The 17,747-nt window shown below is 61.9% G+C and carries 11 protein-coding genes; 3 read left to right on the top strand and 8 right to left on the bottom strand.

Going from position 1 to position 17,747, the window contains the following annotated elements; all coding sequences use genetic code 11:
* Positions 1–16: 16 nt before the first annotated feature.
* The 4 genes from UB23_RS07080 to glgA are packed head-to-tail and all read right to left on the bottom strand — an operon-like array spanning position 17 to position 8,266.
* Complete coding sequence (locus UB23_RS07080; RefSeq protein ID WP_045058604.1) at positions 17–2,794, bottom strand: malto-oligosyltrehalose synthase; 2,778 nt, start codon at positions 2,792–2,794, stop codon at positions 17–19.
* Positions 2,791–4,869: a 4-alpha-glucanotransferase gene (gene malQ, locus UB23_RS07075; protein WP_045058603.1), complete on the bottom strand. Its 2,079-nt coding sequence runs from the start codon at positions 4,867–4,869 to the stop codon at positions 2,791–2,793. The genes UB23_RS07080 and malQ overlap by 4 nt, the downstream gene beginning before the upstream one ends.
* Positions 4,866–6,662 (bottom strand): malto-oligosyltrehalose trehalohydrolase, encoded by a 1,797-nt coding sequence (gene treZ / locus UB23_RS07070; RefSeq protein ID WP_045058602.1) that lies wholly within the window; start codon positions 6,660–6,662, stop codon positions 4,866–4,868. The genes malQ and treZ overlap by 4 nt, the downstream gene beginning before the upstream one ends.
* A 14-nt stretch (positions 6,663–6,676) precedes the next feature.
* Positions 6,677–8,266, bottom strand: coding sequence for a glycogen synthase GlgA (glgA, locus tag UB23_RS07065; protein WP_045058601.1), 1,590 nt, complete (start codon positions 8,264–8,266; stop codon positions 6,677–6,679).
* A gap of 560 nt (positions 8,267–8,826) precedes the next feature.
* Between glgA and UB23_RS07060 the strand changes: the two genes are divergently transcribed.
* Complete coding sequence (locus UB23_RS07060; protein ID WP_045058600.1) at positions 8,827–9,639, top strand: crotonase/enoyl-CoA hydratase family protein; 813 nt, start codon at positions 8,827–8,829, stop codon at positions 9,637–9,639.
* Positions 9,640–9,646: 7 nt separating this feature from the next.
* A complete protein-coding gene (gene nudC / locus UB23_RS07055) occupies positions 9,647–10,477 on the top strand; it encodes an NAD(+) diphosphatase (RefSeq protein ID WP_045058599.1) in 831 nt (276 codons plus the stop codon).
* On the opposite strand, the gene UB23_RS07050 is transcribed toward nudC, so the two are convergent.
* The 3 genes from UB23_RS07050 to phaC form a co-directional block, all read right to left on the bottom strand.
* The gene (locus UB23_RS07050) at positions 10,445–11,224 is read right to left on the bottom strand and encodes a TSUP family transporter (protein WP_045058598.1); all 780 of its coding nucleotides are present in this window, start codon (positions 11,222–11,224) and stop codon (positions 10,445–10,447) included. The genes nudC and UB23_RS07050 overlap by 33 nt on opposite strands.
* 195 nt (positions 11,225–11,419) lie before the next feature.
* The gene (locus tag UB23_RS07045; RefSeq protein WP_045058597.1) at positions 11,420–12,565 is read right to left on the bottom strand and encodes a MalY/PatB family protein; all 1,146 of its coding nucleotides are present in this window, start codon (positions 12,563–12,565) and stop codon (positions 11,420–11,422) included.
* Positions 12,566–12,655: 90 nt separating this feature from the next.
* Complete coding sequence (phaC, locus tag UB23_RS07040) at positions 12,656–14,359, bottom strand: class I poly(R)-hydroxyalkanoic acid synthase (RefSeq protein ID WP_045058596.1); 1,704 nt, start codon at positions 14,357–14,359, stop codon at positions 12,656–12,658.
* Positions 14,360–14,675: 316 nt separating this feature from the next.
* Here phaC and UB23_RS07035 point away from each other — a divergent pair, with 316 nt between their 5' ends.
* Positions 14,676–15,713: an AraC family transcriptional regulator gene (locus tag UB23_RS07035; RefSeq protein ID WP_045058675.1), complete on the top strand. Its 1,038-nt coding sequence runs from the start codon at positions 14,676–14,678 to the stop codon at positions 15,711–15,713.
* A 15-nt stretch (positions 15,714–15,728) separates the two neighbouring features.
* On the opposite strand, the gene UB23_RS07030 is transcribed toward UB23_RS07035, so the two are convergent.
* The gene (locus tag UB23_RS07030) at positions 15,729–17,552 is read right to left on the bottom strand and encodes a DUF3141 domain-containing protein (RefSeq protein ID WP_045058595.1); all 1,824 of its coding nucleotides are present in this window, start codon (positions 17,550–17,552) and stop codon (positions 15,729–15,731) included.
* Between the last annotated feature and the right edge of the window lie 195 nt (positions 17,553–17,747).

Raw genomic sequence — 17,747 nt, 5'->3', positions numbered from 1 at the left:
TGCTCCTGAACTGAACTCAAGCTTGGGTAGAAAATTGGATAAAAAGATTGACCGGGAATTCGCCCAGCGCGGTGCTGATGTTCAGCTCCTTGTGATTTGTGACTGTGGCACCAGGAAAAAGTCCCTTCAGATTTTTTGCGGATGCCTCGAACGGTAATTTGACCCGGGTGTCGCCCCACTGCAGCGCATCGACCAAGGGCTGGGCACTGTTTTTCAGCAGTTCGGCGCAACGAATCGGTACGATCACTACCGCCCTGATGCCTGCATGTTCACGCATGAAGGCGAGCACTCTGTGGGCCTGGCTGCCGACCACTTCCAGTGGCTGATAGCTGCCACTGGCGAACAGTTGGGCATGCTCGGCGCGCAGGTTGAGGGTGCGGCGAATCAGCGTCTGCTTGATGCGCCCATCGCGCCAGGCCGCCAACAGCTCGGTCAGCTCCCGGGGTTGTGCCATGGCTTGCTGCCGGCTGTGGTAATCCACGGGCCTGCGGTTGTCCGGATCCACCAGCGAAAAGTCCCAGTAATCGTTACCCTGATACAAGTCCGGCACCCCAGGCACCGTCATGCGCAGCAAGGTTTGCGCCAGACTGTTCAGGGCACCCGGTGCCGCGAGTGCCTGGGCGGCCTTGGCCAGGGCCGAGCGCAACAGTTCACCCTCGGCACTCAGGAGCAAGCGCTCGATGAAGACCTGGACCGCTCGCTCGTAGGCGTCATTGGGCGCACTCCAGCTGCTTTGCAATTTGGCTTCGCGCAAGGCTTTCTGTTGCCACTGCCAAAGGCGCTTGGCGTAGTCCTCGAGGCCCGCCTGATCGTCACTGCGCAGGTCCAGCGGCCAGCTGCCGAGGACGGCTTGGTAGAGGATCAACTCGTCGCCGGCAGACGGCATCTGCTCGTCGTCACGCAACGGCCGGGCGAGGGTTTGCCACAGCGGCACCTGTTCGGCATACCAGGCGCTGCGCTCGCTCAATATGGCCAGTCGCGCGCGGGTGTCTTCACCGCGTTTGTGGTCATGGGTGGCCGTAGCCAGCAGATTGTCCGGGAAGGCTTCGAAGCGCTGCAGGCAAGCCTGGTGAAAATCAGCGACGGGCGCGCTGAACTGTTCGGTGCTGAAGCCCACGTCGTTGCGCGACAGCAATACTGCCGAACGATAGAACGCCGTGTCCTCGACCGCCTTGGCGGCCGCCGGTGACGTCAGTTGCTGGAAGCGTACGCAGGCATGCTTGAGAATCTTGCGCGAGCGCCCGATGGGGCGCTCACGCCATTGCTTGCCACCCAGCCACCCGGCCAGGCAGTCGAGCACCGGCCAGTCGGCCTCGCCGAGGGTCTGCCGCGCTCCTGCCAGGGCCTGCTGGAAGAACACATCGTCTTCGTCGGAACGTCCAAGCGGGCTGATGTAGGTGCGGTACACCGGAAAATGCACGATCAATTCCTGCAGCGCGCGGCGGATCGCGCCCAGAGTCAGGTCGCGGGTCATCAAGTCATCCCGGGCCACTTGCAGCAGTGCCTGGGCCACGCTTTCGAAATCGCCGGCCAATGAACCGTTGAGGATCTGCTGGCGCGCCAGTTGGGCTTCCTGGCGAAAGTCCGCAGGCCGTTCGCTGTACTTGCTCCACAGTTCACCTAAAGGTTGGGCGCCCTCGGGATCGTGTTGCAACAACGACAACTGGTTCATGAACTCGTAGCCGGTGGTGCCGTCCACCGACCAGTCGCGATGCAGCGCTTCGCCTTCACCGAGGATCTTCTCGACGTAGATTGGCAAGTGGCGCTCGGGCGACAGCGAGTCGACCCGACGCCGCAGTTTGCGGCAATAGCCACGCGGGTCGGCCAGGCCGTCAATATGGTCGATGCGCAGCCCGTCGATCAGGCCTTCGGCCACCAGCTCGAAAATCTTCGCGTGGGTCGCCTCGAAGACGGCCGGACGCTCGACGCGAAGGCCACCGAGTTCGTTGACGTCGAAAAAGCGCCGCCAGTTGATGTCATCGCCCGCTGTTCGCCAACTGGCGAGGCGGTAGCTCTGGCGCTCGAGCAGCAAGTGCAGGCGCTCAAAACCCTCAGGTGTCCGCGAGTCATAACCTTGCAGATTCTGCTCGATGCGCTGCCGGATGGCCGGGTCTCTGGCCAGTTCGCGCAGCTCTTCCTTGAGCGGTACTGCCAGGCTGTGGGCGTCGGTCTGGTAGCTCAGGGCAGAGAAGCGATCGGCGAGGAATTTGAGCGGCTCGTCATCGCTCCTGAGCAACTCGCCGTAGCTGTTCGGGCAGATCGGGAAGTGATGATCGTAGTGCTCGACATGGAACGAGCCGCGCAGGGGATCGAACCGCAGGGGCAAGGTGCCTTCCTGCAATGCCACGCCGTAGTCGCTGCCCAGAAACGGCAGCAGCAACTGGCCTTCCATCAAGGGGTCGGGGGAATGCCACTGGATATCGAAGAACTCGCCGTGGGGGCTCAGGCGTCCCCATTCAAGCAAGTCCAGCCACCAGGGATTGTCACTGCCGCCGACGGCCATGTGATTGGAAACGATGTCGAGGATCAGCCCCATGTTCTGTTCACGCAAGGCCGCTACCAGGCGGCGCAACGCAGGTTCGCCGCCCAGTTCCGGGTTGACCTGGGTCGGGTCCACCACATCGTAGCCATGCATGGACCCGGCGCGCGCTGCGAGCAGGGGCGAGGCGTACACGTGGCTGATGCCCAGACTGGCGAAATAAGGCACCAGGGGCACCGCCTGATCCAGGGTGAAGTCTTTATGGAACTGCAAGCGCAAAGTCGCGCGCAACGGTTGGATTAATGGTTGGTTCATTGGTCACGCTCACCGGCTTGAAGTCGCGCACAGGCGAGCAGTTCCAGACGCCGGGCGGCATCGGGGTCATCGAGTAATGCCTCGCTGTAGCCCGGCAAACGCCGGCTCCAGTTTGGATGGGTGTTAATGGTGCCGGGCAGGTTGGCCTGCTGCTCGATGCCCAAGGCGTCTTCCAGCGGCAACAGCACCAATGGCGCGCGCGTATGGCCCAGGAAGCGCACACTGGCGTCGAGCACCTGGTCGGTTTCATGGGACTCTTCGCGAAAGTTCTGCGGGTCTTCGCCCAGCACTCGGCGCAAGCCTTCACGCTCACGTTCGCGGTGGCGACGCCATTCGATTTCACTGCTGGCGTCGGTCATGCCGAGGCGGGCATTCCAGTCGATGTCGCGGCCGTGCCACCAGCCGTTGAGCGTCGGCAGGTCATGGGTGCTGGTGGTGGCCAGGGCATTGTCCGGCCAATCGAGGATCGACTTGAACTGCGCGTTATCCTGTTCAAACAGCAACACCCGCATTCCGAGTATCGAGCGGGCGATGAGTTTTTCCTGCAGACCCTCAGGCACTGTGCCGAGGTCTTCACCGAGGACGATGGCCTGGTGCCGATGGGATTCCAGGGTCAGCAGGCGCAGCAGGTCATCCACCGGATAGTAGAGGTAGGCACCATCGGCAGGCGACGCGCCATTGGGGATCACCCATAACCGTTGCAGGCCCATCACGTGATCGATGCGCAGGCCGCCGGCGTGGGCAAAGTTGGCCCGCAGCATTTCAATGAATGCGCGAAAGCCGTTGCGCACGAGACCTTCCGGCGAGAACGCGGAAATGCCCCAGCCCTGGCCGGTGCGATTCAAAATGTCCGGTGGCGCGCCCACTGTCAGGGACGCGAGCAACTCATCCTGGCGACTCCAGGCCTGGCTGCCACCGCCATCGGCGCCTACAGCAAGGTCGGCGATCAGGCCGATGCTCATGCCGCTGCCGCGGGCCGCTGTTTGTGCGCGTTCCAGGCAACGGGTAATCAGCCATTGGCAGAAAGCGAAAAAGCCGATGCGTCCGGCATTTTCTTCGGCAAATTCGGCCAGCGCAGCGCTGCGCGGGTCTTGCCATTGCTCGGGCCACTCGCGCCAGTCGAGCGCTTCACCCTTGGCTGCGCGAGACTCCTGGATGGCTTCGAAACGGCAATGATTTTCCAGAGCCTCGCCGCCGGCGTGGCGAAAGCTGCTGAAGTCGGGATGCAATGGATGCTCACCCTGCACAAACCCTTCGTACAATGCCTGCAACAGTCGATGCTTGGCCTCGGCGGCAACCGGCCAGTCGATCAGCGCCAGTTCTTCGAGGTGCTTGAACTCGGCGGCCAGGCCGGTGGCGTCGATGGCGGCGCGCACCGCCCGCTCACCCAGAATGGCGCCGGGCGCGGCGTACAGGCTGTTCAGGAACAGGCGGCTGGACGGCGAATACGGGCTGTAGCGTTGGGTGTCGCTGCTGAACATGGCGTGCAGCGGACTAATCGCCAAGGCGTCGCTACCCCGTTCCCCGGCCACTCGGGCCAGGTCTTCGAGGGCCTGGGTATCACCGAAACCGCCATCGCCCGGGCGGCGCAGGGAGTACAACTGCACGCTCAAGCCCCAGGCGCGGGGAATCGGGTTGTCTACCGCATCGCCGACGCTGTAACAGCGGGCTGGCGCGACGGCCAAAGTAAATTGCTGGCCATCGATGCTGACGTGTTGATAACCGACCGGTACCAGGCCCGGCAACACTGAATTGGCATCCAGCTTCAGGTTGAGCCGAGAGCCGTCCTCGAGGTGGATTTCACACGGGGTCTCGGGCTCGAAGTAGCGCGCCAGATCGACCCCGACACCCACATCCGCCGTGAGCATCGGCGGCAGGTGGCGGGTTTGCTGGACTTCCTGCAACTGCAGCAGGCTGGCGTCAATTTCCAGGGCGGTGCCGGCGGGGTGGCCGAGACCGGTCAGGACATTGCGTAGTACTGCAGGGGCAACTTTTTGCGGGCGGCCGTTGGCGTCGATCCAGTCGACTGCCAGACCGGCGCGGCTGGCAAGTATTTCCAGTTGCGCATCACTCATTGGCGCTCTCCATCCGGGGGTAGCAAAGGGGCTGCGGCCTTGAGGCTGACTAGCGCGCTATACGGGGCGAGTTGCCCCTGATCCAACAGGCTGGTCGCGTGTGCCGGGTGTTCGAACAACACCTGGGCACCGGCCTGAGAAGTGTGGACCACGGGCGTGTTGCCGAGGTTCAGGTCAATGCGTAGCTCACTGCCATCGCCCATGCGCCATCGTGCGCTCACCGCGGCGTGGGCCAACACTTGGGCGCCCAGGGAGCGCGTGCCTGGCAGGCGCGGCACGATCTGCGCATGGCGCAGGCTTAGCAGGCGCCGATACAACGCATGGATGGCCGGGGTTTCAGCGGGTGTCAGGTCTGGAATCGATGCTTCGAATGTCTGCGGTGCATTAGGGTCGGGGATGCGCTCGCGTTTTTCCGGGTCAGCGAATGCACTGAAGGCTGCGAACTCGTTACGCCGGCCTTCGCGTACCACCTCTGCCAGTTCGCCGTGGTGATCGGTGAAGAACAGAAATGGCTCTTCGGCACCGAACTCGTCGCCCATGAACATCAGCGGAATCATCGGCGACAACAGCAGCAACGCGGTAGCAGCGTGCAGGGCATCCGGGTGTGCGAGCTGGTGCAGGCGTTCGCCGAAGGCACGATTGCCGATCTGGTCGTGGTTCTGCAGGAACAGCACGAACGCAGTGGGTTCCAGGTGGCCGCTGGGTTCACCGCGGGTTTGGCCGTGGCGGTTGACATGGCCCTGGAACACAAAGCCTTCGCTCAGGCAGCGCGCCAATTGCCGGGTCGGCTGTTCGGCGTAGTCGGCGTAATACGCATCGGTTTCACCAGTGATCAACACGTGCAGGGCGTTATGGCCATCGTCGTTCCACTGGGCATCGAATCCTTCCTCGAGGAGGCTGGCCTGATTGTGTTCGTTCTCCAGCATCAGCCACACGTGCCTTCCGGGAGCCGTCTGCTGGCGGATGCGTTGTGCCAGTTCCTGCAGGAAATCCGGGCTTTCGATGGCGTGCACGGCGTCGAGCCGCAAGCCGTCGAAGCGGTACTCCATCAGCCACATCAGGGCGTTGTCGATGAAGAAGTCGCGCACTTGGCGGCGACGGAAGTCGATGGCGGCCCCCCAGGGCGTGTGTTTGTCTTCGTTGAAGAAGCCCTTGGCGTAACGATGCAGGTAATTGCCATCCGGGCCGAAGTGGTTGTAGACCACGTCGAGAATCACCGCCAGGCCAAGGCCGTGGGCGGTATCGATCAGGTGCTTGAGTTGTTCCGGAGTGCCGTAGGAGGCTTGGGGCGCGTAGGGCAAGACCCCGTCGTAGCCCCAGTTACGCTCCCCGGGGAATTGCGCCAGGGGCATCAGCTCAATTGCAGTGATACCCATGTCGACCAGCCGCGCCAGGTGCTGCTCGACGCCACTGAAGCCACCGAGTGCACCCACGTGCAGCTCGTAGATCACCGCCTCGTGCCACGGCCGACCTTGCCAGCGGGTGTGTTGCCACTGATAGGCAGCGGGGTCGACCACCACGCTGTGCAGGTGCAGGTCGCCGGACTGTGCCCGGGATGCCGGGTCAGGCACTTGCAACTCGCCGTCGATGTTGTAGCGGTAACGCGTGCCGGGGGGGCAGCGCGTCTCGATCACGAACCAGCCATGGGCCTGGGGCAGCAGCGGTAAGGATTGTCCATCTTCCAGTTCGACGCTGACGTCAAACGCATCTGGCGCCCACAAGGCAAAACGCGTGTGTTGTGCGTCCAGCATAATTGCGCCGTGGGGCCAGGTTTCAAGGGTCCGTAACGGCATCTGGTAAAAACCTCTTATTGTCGGTGCGATTTTCCCAGCGCCTTGGCGACCAGTTGTTCGTAGAGTTCGGCGTAGGGTTCAACGGCCTTGCACCAGTTGAAGGGTGCAGCCATGGCACGGCAGCGCATGGCGTTGAGCAGGTCCGGGTAGGCAAATACCTTGAACGCGCGGCTCAGGGCCTCCTGATAGCTTTCTGCGGTGGATTCGTCGAAGAGGAAACCGGTGACGCCGTTTTCAATGGTGTCGGCCAATCCACCGGTATTGCGTGCCACCGGCAAGGAGCCGAAGCGTTGGGCGTACATCTGGCTCAGGCCGCAGGGTTCGTAGCGCGAAGGCATCAGCAGGAAATCGCTGCCGGCAAACATGCGCCGGGCGTCGGTTTCATTGAAGCCGATGCGCACGCCGATCTGGCCGGGGAAGCGCAGGGCCAGCTCGCGCATGGCTTGCTCTTCTTCCGGTTCGCCACGACCGATGATGGCGATCTGGCCGCCGGATTTGACGATGTATTCGGAGACGGCTTCGGTCAGGTCCAGGCCTTTCTGGTAGACCAGCCGCGAAACCACCGCAAACAGCGGGCCTTCGGAATCGTCCAGGCCAAACAGCTCGCGTACATGGTCGGCATTCACCGCCTTGCCGTCCCAGTCGCCAATGGTGAACGGGCAGAACAGATGCGGATCGGTCGCCGCGTCCCAGCTCTCGTCGATGCCGTTTGGAATGCCGCTCAGCAGGCCTTGCTGGGTCTTGGCAGCGAGGAAACCGTCGAGGCCACAGCCGAAGTCCGGCGTAGTGATTTCCTGGGCGTAGGTCGCACTGACCGTAGTGATGTGGCTGGCGTAAGCCATGCCAGCCTTGAGGAACGACATCTTGCCGTAGAACTCCATGCCTTCCTGTTGCAGGGCATGGGTGGGAATCCCCAGTTCAGGGCACGAACCCAGGCTGGTGACACCTTGATAGGCCAGGTTGTGGATGGTGAATAGCGTCGGGGTGCGCTGTCCACGCCAATGCATGTAGGCCGGCGCCAGGCCGGCTGGCCAGTCGTGGGCATGCACCAGGTCCGGGCACCAGTGAATCTGCGCCAGGTTGGCTGCGATATCTGCAGCGGCCAGGCCCAGGCGGGCAAAGCGAATATGGTTGTCCGGCCAGTCGCGACCGTTGTTGGCGCCGTAGGGCGAACCTTCGCGCTCGTAAAGCTCGGGGCAGATCAGTACGTAGATGACCAGGCCATCAGGCATGTCCATGCGCCCGATCTTGCAAGGCGGCAGGGCAGCATGACCGCCCAGCTCACCGATGATGTGAATCGGGTTTTCGCTGTGGAGCACCTGCGGGTACCCGGGGATCAGCACGCGCACGTCGTGCAGATGCGCCATCGCCCGCGGCAGAGCGGCGGAAACGTCGCCCAGGCCGCCAGTCTTGACCAGATCGGCGATCTCGGAGGTCACGAACAAGACGCGTTTCTTGTTCGGATTCTGACTGGTTACCGGTGGCAGTTTGCGTGGACTGGTCACGTTAACCGGTGCAGCGGATTGCGCATTGACTACGGTGCTCGACTCGCCGACCTGCTGATGAGCACGTTCTCCCTGAATATCTAAAGCCGCACTGATCATATGAATCTCCCGTGTTGTTGATCTAATTCTCGGTCTGGCACCAACGATGTTCGATGGCCTGTCCCTATGGCCGGGCGCAAACGCGCTACGCATCGGTGAGCAAACGCTGCCAACGCGTTAAAGCACAGTGGCTGGAGAGGGCTGTTGCAAAGATCGAACCAGTCGCAACACACCCACCTTTAAGCTGACCTTGCGCCAGCGGCAAAAGTTTCTTCTAATTTTCCCGGTTGTGACTAACCGGTTTTAACCGGCAAAAAGGAGTCTAGGCCAGAACCTAGAGCGGGCCAGTCCATTTGGGAAAATTGTTCGACAATCCTTTTCAAAGAGTAACGGCTGAGCCTGACGAAGGGTGATCGCACCGACGAAGGGCAGTTTTATTTTGCGTGACGCCTCACAATGTGACCGGCTAGTCACAATAATGGACCAGGTGTGACAGTTTCGTTGCACTGTTGTGGTGCGGGTTGGCCAGTCCCGCATTTGGCTGAAGCGCTGCCTTACTGCAGCACCGGGTGCCTTGTTATAGTTCGGGCCTCTTTTTTGCCAGGTAAAGGATCACTGCCATGTCCCAGTACACCGCGTTCACCGTAGAACTGGCGGATAAAGTCGCCCATGTGCAGATCAATCGTCCAGAAAAGATCAACTCGATGAACGCGGCGTTCTGGAGCGAGATCATCGAGATCTTCCAGTGGATCGACGACACCGACGAAGTGCGCGCAGTGGTGATCAGTGGTGCAGGCAAGCACTTTTCCTCGGGCATCGACCTGATGATGCTGGCCGGCGTCGCCAACGAGCTGGGCAAGGACGTCGGACGCAATGCGCGCCTGCTGCGACGCAAGATCCTGGCCCTGCAAGCCTCATTCACGGCTGTCGATAACTGCCGCAAACCGGTGCTCGCGGCCATCCAGGGTTATTGCCTGGGCGGCGCGATCGACCTGATTGCCGCCTGTGACATGCGCTATGCCGCGCAGGACGCACAGTTTTCGATCAAGGAAATCGACATCGGCATGGCGGCCGACGTTGGCACCCTGCAACGCTTGCCGCGCATCATCGGTGACGGCATGCTGCGTGAACTGGCTTACACTGGCCGCTCATTTGGCGCCGAGGAAGCGCGCGACATCGGCCTGGTCAATCGCATCTACAGCGACAAGGACAGCCTGCTCGACGGCGTGCTGGGCATTGCCCGCGAAATCGCCAGCAAGTCGCCGATCGCCATCACCGGCACCAAGGAGATGATCAGCTACATGCGCGACCACCGTATCGATGATGGCCTGGAATACGTTGCCACCTGGAACGCTGCAATGCTCCAATCCACTGACTTGCGCGTGGCCATGGCGGCCCACATGAGCAAACAGAAACCCGAATTTCTGGATTGAGTTAACCATGACTTCACGCTGGACCACTGCAGTACTGGACACCGACAAACCCGGGGGCTGGGCCGTGGCTCGCAGCCCCGAAGGCTTTCTGTATGACGATAATGGCGCGCTCTTCCCTCGGGAATGGCTCAAGCGCCAGGACCTGCCGATCCTCGCCGAGCATGGGATCGGCCATCTCGACGGCGAGCCGGTCTATCTGCTGGAGCTGCGGAGCACCAGTGAAGTGCCCGGCTGTGGCTGGAAGGGCTTGCGCGCCTTCATGCTCGAAGGCGATCACACGCTCTACAAGGTGCTGGGCTACGCCGCGCAAATTGGCACCTGGGCACGCGAGCACCGTTTCTGTGGCAATTGCGGGCAGGCGATGGTGCAGGTGCCTCGGGAACGCGCGATGTATTGCCAGCCCTGCGATTTGCGCAGCTACCCGCGCATCTCCCCGAGCATGATCGTACTGATCACCCGCGGCGATGAAATCCTGCTGGCGCGCTCACCGCGTTTTGTTGCCGGGGTCTATAGCACGCTGGCGGGGTTTGCCGAGCCCGGGGAGTCGGCCGAAGAGTGCCTGGTGCGCGAGGTGCGCGAGGAAGTGCAGATCGAAGTGAAGAACATCCAGTACCTGGGCAGCCAGTGCTGGCCGTTCCCGCATTCGATGATGCTGGGCTTCCACGCGGAATACGCCGGGGGCGAAATTGTCTGCCAGGAGGACGAGATCGAAGACGCCCAGTGGTTCAACGTGCACGAGCTGCCGCCGTTGCCAGCGTCACGCTCGATTGCCCGTTACCTGATCGACGTTTATGTGGCGCGGCGTTTAGGCCACGCTGAACCAGTGCTGCCAGGCTAACCGCACGGTCAAGCCCAGCACCACGGTGATGAACACCGGGCGAATGAACTTCGCGCCGCCGCTGATGGCGGTGCGAGCACCGAAAAACGCCCCGACCATCACCGACAGGCCCATGCTCAGGCCGATGATCCAGTCCACCTGCCCGGAAAACACGAACACCGACAGCGCCGCAATGTTGCTGACGAAGTTCATGCTGCGCGCCACGCCACTGGCCTTCACCAAGTCGATGGGATACATGAGCAGACTGCTCACGGTCCAGAACGCGCCCGTGCCTGGCCCGGCCACGCCGTCGTAGAAACCGAGGGTGAAGCCTTGGGTCGACTGCCACTTTTTCCTGATCGGCGCGTTGCTGTCCAGCGGCGCCTTGGGCGTGCCCCCGAACAACAGGTACAGGCCGCAGGCAAACACGATCACCGGGAGCATCTTGTTCAGCCATTCGGCCGGCAGGTAGTGCGCAACCACGGCGCCGGTCAGCGCGCCGATCAGTGTGCCGACAATCGCGTGCACCCATTGGCGCGGGTGGAACAGCTTGCGCCGGTAGAAAGTGAAACTGGCCGTGGCCGAGCCGAAGGTCGAGCTGAGCTTGTTGGTGCCCAGTACCAGGTGCGGCGGCAACCCGGCCGTGAGCAGGGCCGGAGTGGTCAACAGCCCGCCACCGCCGGCAATGGCGTCGATGAAACCGGCAATAAAGGCTACGACGGCGAGAATGGCCAGGGTGGTAAGGTCAACGCTGAGTTCGAAAGGCATGGAGTCGGCTTATTCGGCAGGTGCAGAGCAGGGCTGCGGGGAAGGGGCGACATATTACCCAATTATCTGGCCGGTTGGGCACCTGCCGGGATTCTGTGATGGAGGTCCAGCAGCTGGCGAGGTTCTGTAGGTGGAGGTCCAGCAGCTGGTGAGGTTCTGTGGGAGCAAGCTTTGCTCCCACAGTTGATCAACTGATCAAGTGTTGAGGCTGCGTTCCATCCGGGCGATACCTTCTTCGAGCAACGAACGCGGGCAACCGAAGTTGAGGCGCACGAACTGTTGGTGGTCGTCACCGAAGTCCAGCCCTGCACTCAACCCGACCTTGGCCTGCTGCAGGAAAAACTGCTGCGGATTGGCCAGGCCCAGCGCCGAGCAATCGAGCCAGGCCAGGTAGGTGCTTTGCGGCACGTTCATGCTGATACCCGGCAGGCGCGTGCGAACCGCGTCCACCAGCCAGTCGCGGTTGGCCTGCAGGTAAGTCTTGAGCTCGGCCAGCCAGGGTGCGGCTTCGCTGTAGGCGACGCGCGTGGCTTCCAGCCCCAGCGGGTTGACGCTGTCGACCATGCCACAGCGCGCGTGATTGACCTGGGCACGCACAGCCGCGTCATCAATGATCATGAACGAGGTCTTGAGGCCGGCGATGTTGTAGGCCTTGCTCGCCGACATCAAGGTGATGGTGCGCCGGGAGATGGCCTCGCTCAGGGACGCCGTGGGCACGTGCACCCGACCGTCAAAGCACAGTTCGGCGTGGATCTCGTCGGAGATGATCCAGGCGTCCTGCTCCAGGCAGATGTCGGCAATCGCTTGCAGTTCTTCGCGCGGAAAAGCTTTGCCCAGCGGGTTGTGCGGGTTGCTCAACAGCAGGGCGCCGCCGCCTTGCAATGACTGGCGCAAGCTGTCCAGCGGCGTGGTGAAGCTGCCATCGGCCTGCAAGTCGAACCCCAGTTCAACCTTGTTCAGCCCCCAGTGGCCCGGTGCATGGCGCAGCGGCGGGTAATTGGGCACCTGCACCACGACATTCTGCTGCGCCTTGACCAGCGCTTTCAATGCCATGTTGAAACCCGACTCCACGCCCGGCAGGAACACCAGGGCCTGAGGATCGACGCGCCAGGCATATTTGTGCCACAGATCGGCAACGATGGCCTCGCGCAGATTATCCTGGCACACGCTATACCCCAGCAGAGGATGTTCCAGGCGTTTTTGCAGCGCCTGGATGATCACCGGCGGCGCGGCGAAGTCCATGTCGGCGACCCACATAGGCAAGACATCGTCGGGGTAGCGGCTCCATTTGGTACTGCCGGTAGCGTGGCGGTCGTGGACCTGATCGAAATCGAAAGTCATGCAGGTGCTCATAGAAGGCAGGGGTGGTATGGCGCCCATGATAAACGCCCAACCCTCGTGGGGGCGAGCCTTGGGCGCCTTTGTCTGCAATCACTGCATCACATAGCGTCCAGGGGCCGGCTCCAGTGGCGGGTATTGGGCATTTCCCATCTGCTGCATCGCCGGCTCGCGCTCGGCGGATTGATCGGCCAGCCACGCAAACCAGTCGTTCCACCAGCTTCCGGGTTGCTGCCGGGCATTGTCGAACCAGACGTCAGGGTCGCTGGTGATCTGCTCCTGGGTCCAGTAGTGGCGTTTTTCACGGGCAGGTGGATTGATTACGCCCGCAATATGGCCGGATGCCCCCAACACGAATCGGGTGGGGCCGCTGAGCAATTGGGTGCTGGCGTAGGCGCTGCGCCACGGCACGATGTGATCGTCGTGGGTCGCGAGGATGTAGGCGGGCGCGTCAATCGCGCGCAGGTCCAGCTTGACTCCGCAGCACTCCAGTTCGCCGGACTTGAGGTCATTTTGCAGATAGGTATGCCGCAGGTACCAGCAGTACATGGGGCCAGGCAGATTGGTGCTGTCGTTGTTCCAGAACAGCAGGTCCAGGGCATTGGGTTTCTGGCCCTTGAGGTATTTGTCGACGTTGTAGTTCCACCACAGGTCGTTGGGGCGCAGCAGCGAGAAGGTGTTGCCCATGTCCTCGCCCTTGAACAGGCCGATCGGGCCGTTGCTGCCGCCAATGGTGCGCTCGCGGTAAGCCACCAGTTGTTCGTCGACGAATATGTCGATGGGGCCGGTATCCAGGTAGTCGAGGAAGGTGGTGAGCAGGCTCACGCTGGCAATCTCCCGGTCGCCGCGCGCCGCCAGCACCGCCAGTGCCGTGCTGAGCAGGGTGCCGCCGATGCAAAAACCTACGCAATGGGGGCGCTGCTCGCCGCTGATTTCACGGGTGACCTGCAGCGCCTTGACGATGCCGGTGTCGATCAGATCGTCCCAGGTAGTGCCGGCATGCGCCTGATCGAAGTTGCGCCAGGACATCAGGAACACCGGATGGCCTTGCTGCAGCAGGTGACCGACCATGGAGTTGTCCGGGCGCAGGTCGAGGATGTAGAACTTGTTGATCGACGGCGGGACGATGAAGACGGGGCGCCGGTAGCCGGTTTGTGCTTGCGGGTAGTACTCGATCAGCTGGAACAACTCGTTCTCGAACACCACCTCACCCGGCGTGTTGGCCAGGTCGACGCCTACTTGAAATGCATCGCGGTCGCACTGGCGCATCTTGCCTTCCTGCAGATCGCTTGCAAGGTGCAGCAAACCTGTCAGCAGGCTGCTGCCCCCTGTCTCGACCACCCGTTGCAGCGCGTCGGGGTTGCTTGCCAGGCAATTGCTCGGTGCGCCCGCTGCGATGGCTTGCTCCACCAGATAGAGCAGGCGCTGGCGCGGCTTCCTGGTTTCGATCGGCAAATGTTCAAGCAGCTTGAGCAGGAAGCCGGCGTTGAGCAGGTAAAACGCGGCGAGGGAGCCGTACAGCGGCTGGCTCCAATTGTCGCTGGCGAAACGCCGGTCCTGGAAACTGAAGGGCTGCCCGCTCAGCACCCGCTGGCCGAGTTCTGCCCATTGCTGCTGGTAGTCGGATTGGAGGGTGTCCAGCGTTGCCCGAGGCAGGTCGAACCAGGCGTGGTAATCCTGCCCGGTGAACCAGGGATTGGTGCTGACCCACAGGCGTAACTGTTGCAGTGCAAAATTGGCGATAAAGGGCACCTGGCCGGACCAGTAACTGTTGAAGGTTTGCGCTTTGCTGTCCATTAATTTCCACCCATAACAGTCGTGAACAACGCAATACGACCAACCGACTTCCTGACGTCCGTTGCTTTTGTTGTTTTGCGCTGCAAGATGGGGGATTGTTGGTGATGGGCGGGCCGTGCGGAAGTGTTGCCAGGTGACTGTCTGGTGTCCAACGGCGCCAAGCAGCCAAGTGGTGTTGCCGGTGCCAGCGGCCTGGTCCGCGAGTGTGCGGTCAAGGATCAATGGGTCGCAGAAACCGACGCAGATCAATACCCCCAACCAGGCCGCCGCTTATCATCCCTTGAAAGCGCCCAGTACTTACGTCATCGAGAACGCCATGTACAGAATGAGCTCGGGCTATGCCAATGTGCTGGTCAATACGCTCTCGGCCGAGGGACTCGACGTTGCCAGCCTGTGCCAGGTCGCCGGGCTGGACATGAGCCTCGCCAGTGTCCCTGGAGCGCTGTGCGAGCGCAGGGTGATTTATCGCCTGTGGCAACTGGCGGCCCAGGCTGCCGCGGACCCGGACATCGGCCTCAAGGCGTACGGGCATTTTCATCCAGGCAGCTTCCAGATTGTCGGCTACACCATGATGTCCAGCCTCAACCTGAAACGCGCCCTTGAGCGCCTGGTGCGATTCAGCCCATTGATCGGCACCGGCTTCAGCCTGTTTTTCGTCCCGGAGCAGGGACACTATCGCCTGGCTTCCCTCGATCATCAACAATCGGGCTCGATCAAGCCCCGGCAGTACGCCGATGCCGGTCTGGCATCATTGCTCGGCATCTGCCGCTGGCTGGGTGATGGCAAATTACCGCAACCGCTGAGTGTGGAATTCAGCTATCCCGAACCCGAGGACACCTCGGAACATAAACGCCTGTTTGGCTGCGACCTGCAGTTTGGCTCGGCTTACGACAGCATCCTGTTCGACGGCCAGGAGCTGCTGCGGCCGTTGAGCATGGCCAACGAAGCGTTGGCGGTCCTGCACGACAGTTTTGCCGAGGCGCAACTGGACCTGCTGTTCGGCTTCACCATCGTCGGCAGGATTCGCGCGCTGATCACCGAGCGCTTGAGTCAGGGGCAGGGGCTTTGCGACATGGAATCCATTGCTGCAGCGCTGAATTTCAGCAAGCGCACCCTGCAACGGGCCCTGGAAAAGGATGGGACGCAATTCAAGGATGTGCAGAATGCAGTGCGCCGACAATTGGCGGATTTCTACCTGCGTCACTCCCACTTCAACATGAAGCGTGTGGCGTATCTGCTGGGTTTTCATGACCACAGCAGCTTCAACAAGGCCTGCAGCCGCTGGTTTGGCATGACGCCGGGGCAGTACCGCGCCGATCAATCGTTCGAGATCGAGCGAGCCGCGCCGGTCTGACGCGGCCCTGGTGCGTCAACGATCGCCGAGCAGGCCATTGAGGGCGCCATACACCCCATAGAAGCTCATTTCCTGGGCAGCATCACGCTGGTCGCGGTAGCCGTTCAGGGAATCCTGCAGTTGATCCGAATACAAGTCCTGCCACGCCAGCAACGGGTTGTTCGCGCGGACGCACTGGCGATCCCGGCGGGCCTTGGCCGCGCCTGCCGCCACCCACCACAAGGCAGGGTTGAGGCTGCTCCAGAGAAATTGCTGCTGATGAAAAGGATGGGCCCGGCGGATGAGTTCGGCGCCGGGTTCGTTGATCAACTGGCGCAGCCACGGACGAACGCAGGCATCGTAGAGGTTGTTGTTGAAGGTCGAGGTGCGTTCGACCAGGGCGAATTCGCGATCGTCAGCCTGCGGTGTTTCAACATCGCCATGAATGTCGGCGATCCTGCGCGGTTCGAAGCTGACGCGATAGGGATTCGGCGCATCTTCTGGCAGGTCCTCGATCAACATTTCATACAGGCCAGGGGGCAGGGCATTGATGGTATCGACCGCTCCCAGCAGCTCGCGGTGCTCGCGCCGGGCCACTTCGCCGGAGACAAAGATGCCCAGGTGCCCGATGCTGGCATGGCGCAGATAAACGATAGTGCGACCGGCGTCGTCCAGGGCGAGATCGCTGGGATAGAGGTCGGTGATCCAGTCCAGTGCCTGTTGCGGCGAAGTGATGTTGTCGCCACAGGAGCAGAACACCACCACCGGCACTTCGATGCGCTTGAGGTCCAGGCCATTGCTTTTGCGCCCGACTCCGCCGGACAGCTGATTGCCGATGAACAGTTGGTCAACGATCATCTCGATTTCTTCGCCGTTGAGCAGGGTCGGGCTGCCCCACCAGCGTTCAAAGTCGAGGAAGCGCTCGGCCTCGCCATCGACTTCGCTGAACAGGTGATAATACTTGCCCCACCAGGCATTGGCCGGGTCCAGGCTTTCGAAATTGCTTACCAGCCAGGCGCCGTCGAAACGCGAGTTGCCCAGGTCGCTGCCCAGGCGCGCCATCCAGCCACCGCCCAACAGCCCGCCGCAGTAACGCAGCGGATTGCGCCCATGGGTGCCAGCCCAATAGGACAGCGGCGCGCCATTGATGATGATCAAGCCCGGCAGCTCCGGCCTGGAGGCCGCCAGGCTCATTAAGGCCCAGCCTGCCTGGCAGTTGCCGATGACCACCGGCTTGGCACTGTCGGGGTGTCTGGCGCTGACCATCTCGATGAATTGCGCTTCGGCCTGAACGATGTCTGCCAGGGTTTGCCCGGGGCTTGGCGCATGACTGAACGAGATGAAGTAGGTGGGGTGACCGGCGCGCAGGCTCTCGCCGATCAGCGAATCCTGTTTGAAGCCGCCAATGCCCGAGCCATGGCCGCCCCGCGGATCGATGATCACCACTGGCTGCTGGTCGGGGTCGCTTGCTGGTGCCGATGCATCGACGATTTTGAGCAGCGAATAGTTGACCGGGCGGGGCAGTTGCTCGCCGGCCTGTAGCACTTCGTACTCGAACTTGAGCAGCAGTGGACGCCCGGCGCGTTCGTGAGCCAGGGTGTTGTCGCCGCGCTGGCGCAAGGTATCCCAGAACAACAGGCTGCGTTGGCCAAGGTCGGTCAGGTAGTCCTGCCAGTCGGCAGCCGAGGGCTGCCTGAGTTGTTCCAACCGTGAGGACGCCAGGGTGCTGGCCTGGCGCGCGTTCACGGCGCCCAGCACATTGTGCAGGTTGAGTTGCTGCAGATGACTCAGGTGATCGAACAGACCGGGCGCTGCTGTAAGGTCTTTATCGTGCGCTGCAATATTTCCTGCCTGGTTCATGGTGTGCTCCTGCCGACCTGCATGGAAAGCGCTCCGAAAACATTGCTGCGATTAATGGGGGCTTGTCGGAAGCGCTCAGTGGCTGGAGTCTATCGTCAAAACACTCAAGGTCACCACGATTTATTGTGCGCTGCACAAAATACTCATTGCCAAACAGATTTGTGCACTGCAATATCGCCGCTATCGCGATGACTG

It is taken from the genome of Pseudomonas sp. ES3-33 (assembly GCF_000952175.1).
GTDB classification, from domain to species: domain Bacteria; phylum Pseudomonadota; class Gammaproteobacteria; order Pseudomonadales; family Pseudomonadaceae; genus Aquipseudomonas; species Aquipseudomonas gregormendelii.
Note: the sequence above shows the minus strand (reverse complement) of the source record. Positions and strands in the feature narration are given on the sequence as shown.

Coding starts and splice junctions, on each gene's coding strand:
- UB23_RS07080 (WP_045058604.1), bottom strand. CDS start 2,794: ATGAACCAACCATTAATCCAACCGTTGCGCGCGACTTTGCGCTTGCAG.
- malQ (WP_045058603.1), bottom strand. CDS start 4,869: ATGAGTGATGCGCAACTGGAAATACTTGCCAGCCGCGCCGGTCTGGCA.
- treZ (WP_045058602.1), bottom strand. CDS start 6,662: ATGCCGTTACGGACCCTTGAAACCTGGCCCCACGGCGCAATTATGCTG.
- glgA (WP_045058601.1), bottom strand. CDS start 8,266: ATGATCAGTGCGGCTTTAGATATTCAGGGAGAACGTGCTCATCAGCAG.
- UB23_RS07060 (WP_045058600.1), top strand. CDS start 8,827: ATGTCCCAGTACACCGCGTTCACCGTAGAACTGGCGGATAAAGTCGCC.
- nudC (WP_045058599.1), top strand. CDS start 9,647: ATGACTTCACGCTGGACCACTGCAGTACTGGACACCGACAAACCCGGG.
- UB23_RS07050 (WP_045058598.1), bottom strand. CDS start 11,224: ATGCCTTTCGAACTCAGCGTTGACCTTACCACCCTGGCCATTCTCGCC.
- UB23_RS07045 (WP_045058597.1), bottom strand. CDS start 12,565: ATGACTTTCGATTTCGATCAGGTCCACGACCGCCACGCTACCGGCAGT.
- phaC (WP_045058596.1), bottom strand. CDS start 14,359: ATGGACAGCAAAGCGCAAACCTTCAACAGTTACTGGTCCGGCCAGGTG.
- UB23_RS07035 (WP_045058675.1), top strand. CDS start 14,676: ATGTACAGAATGAGCTCGGGCTATGCCAATGTGCTGGTCAATACGCTC.
- UB23_RS07030 (WP_045058595.1), bottom strand. CDS start 17,552: ATGAACCAGGCAGGAAATATTGCAGCGCACGATAAAGACCTTACAGCA.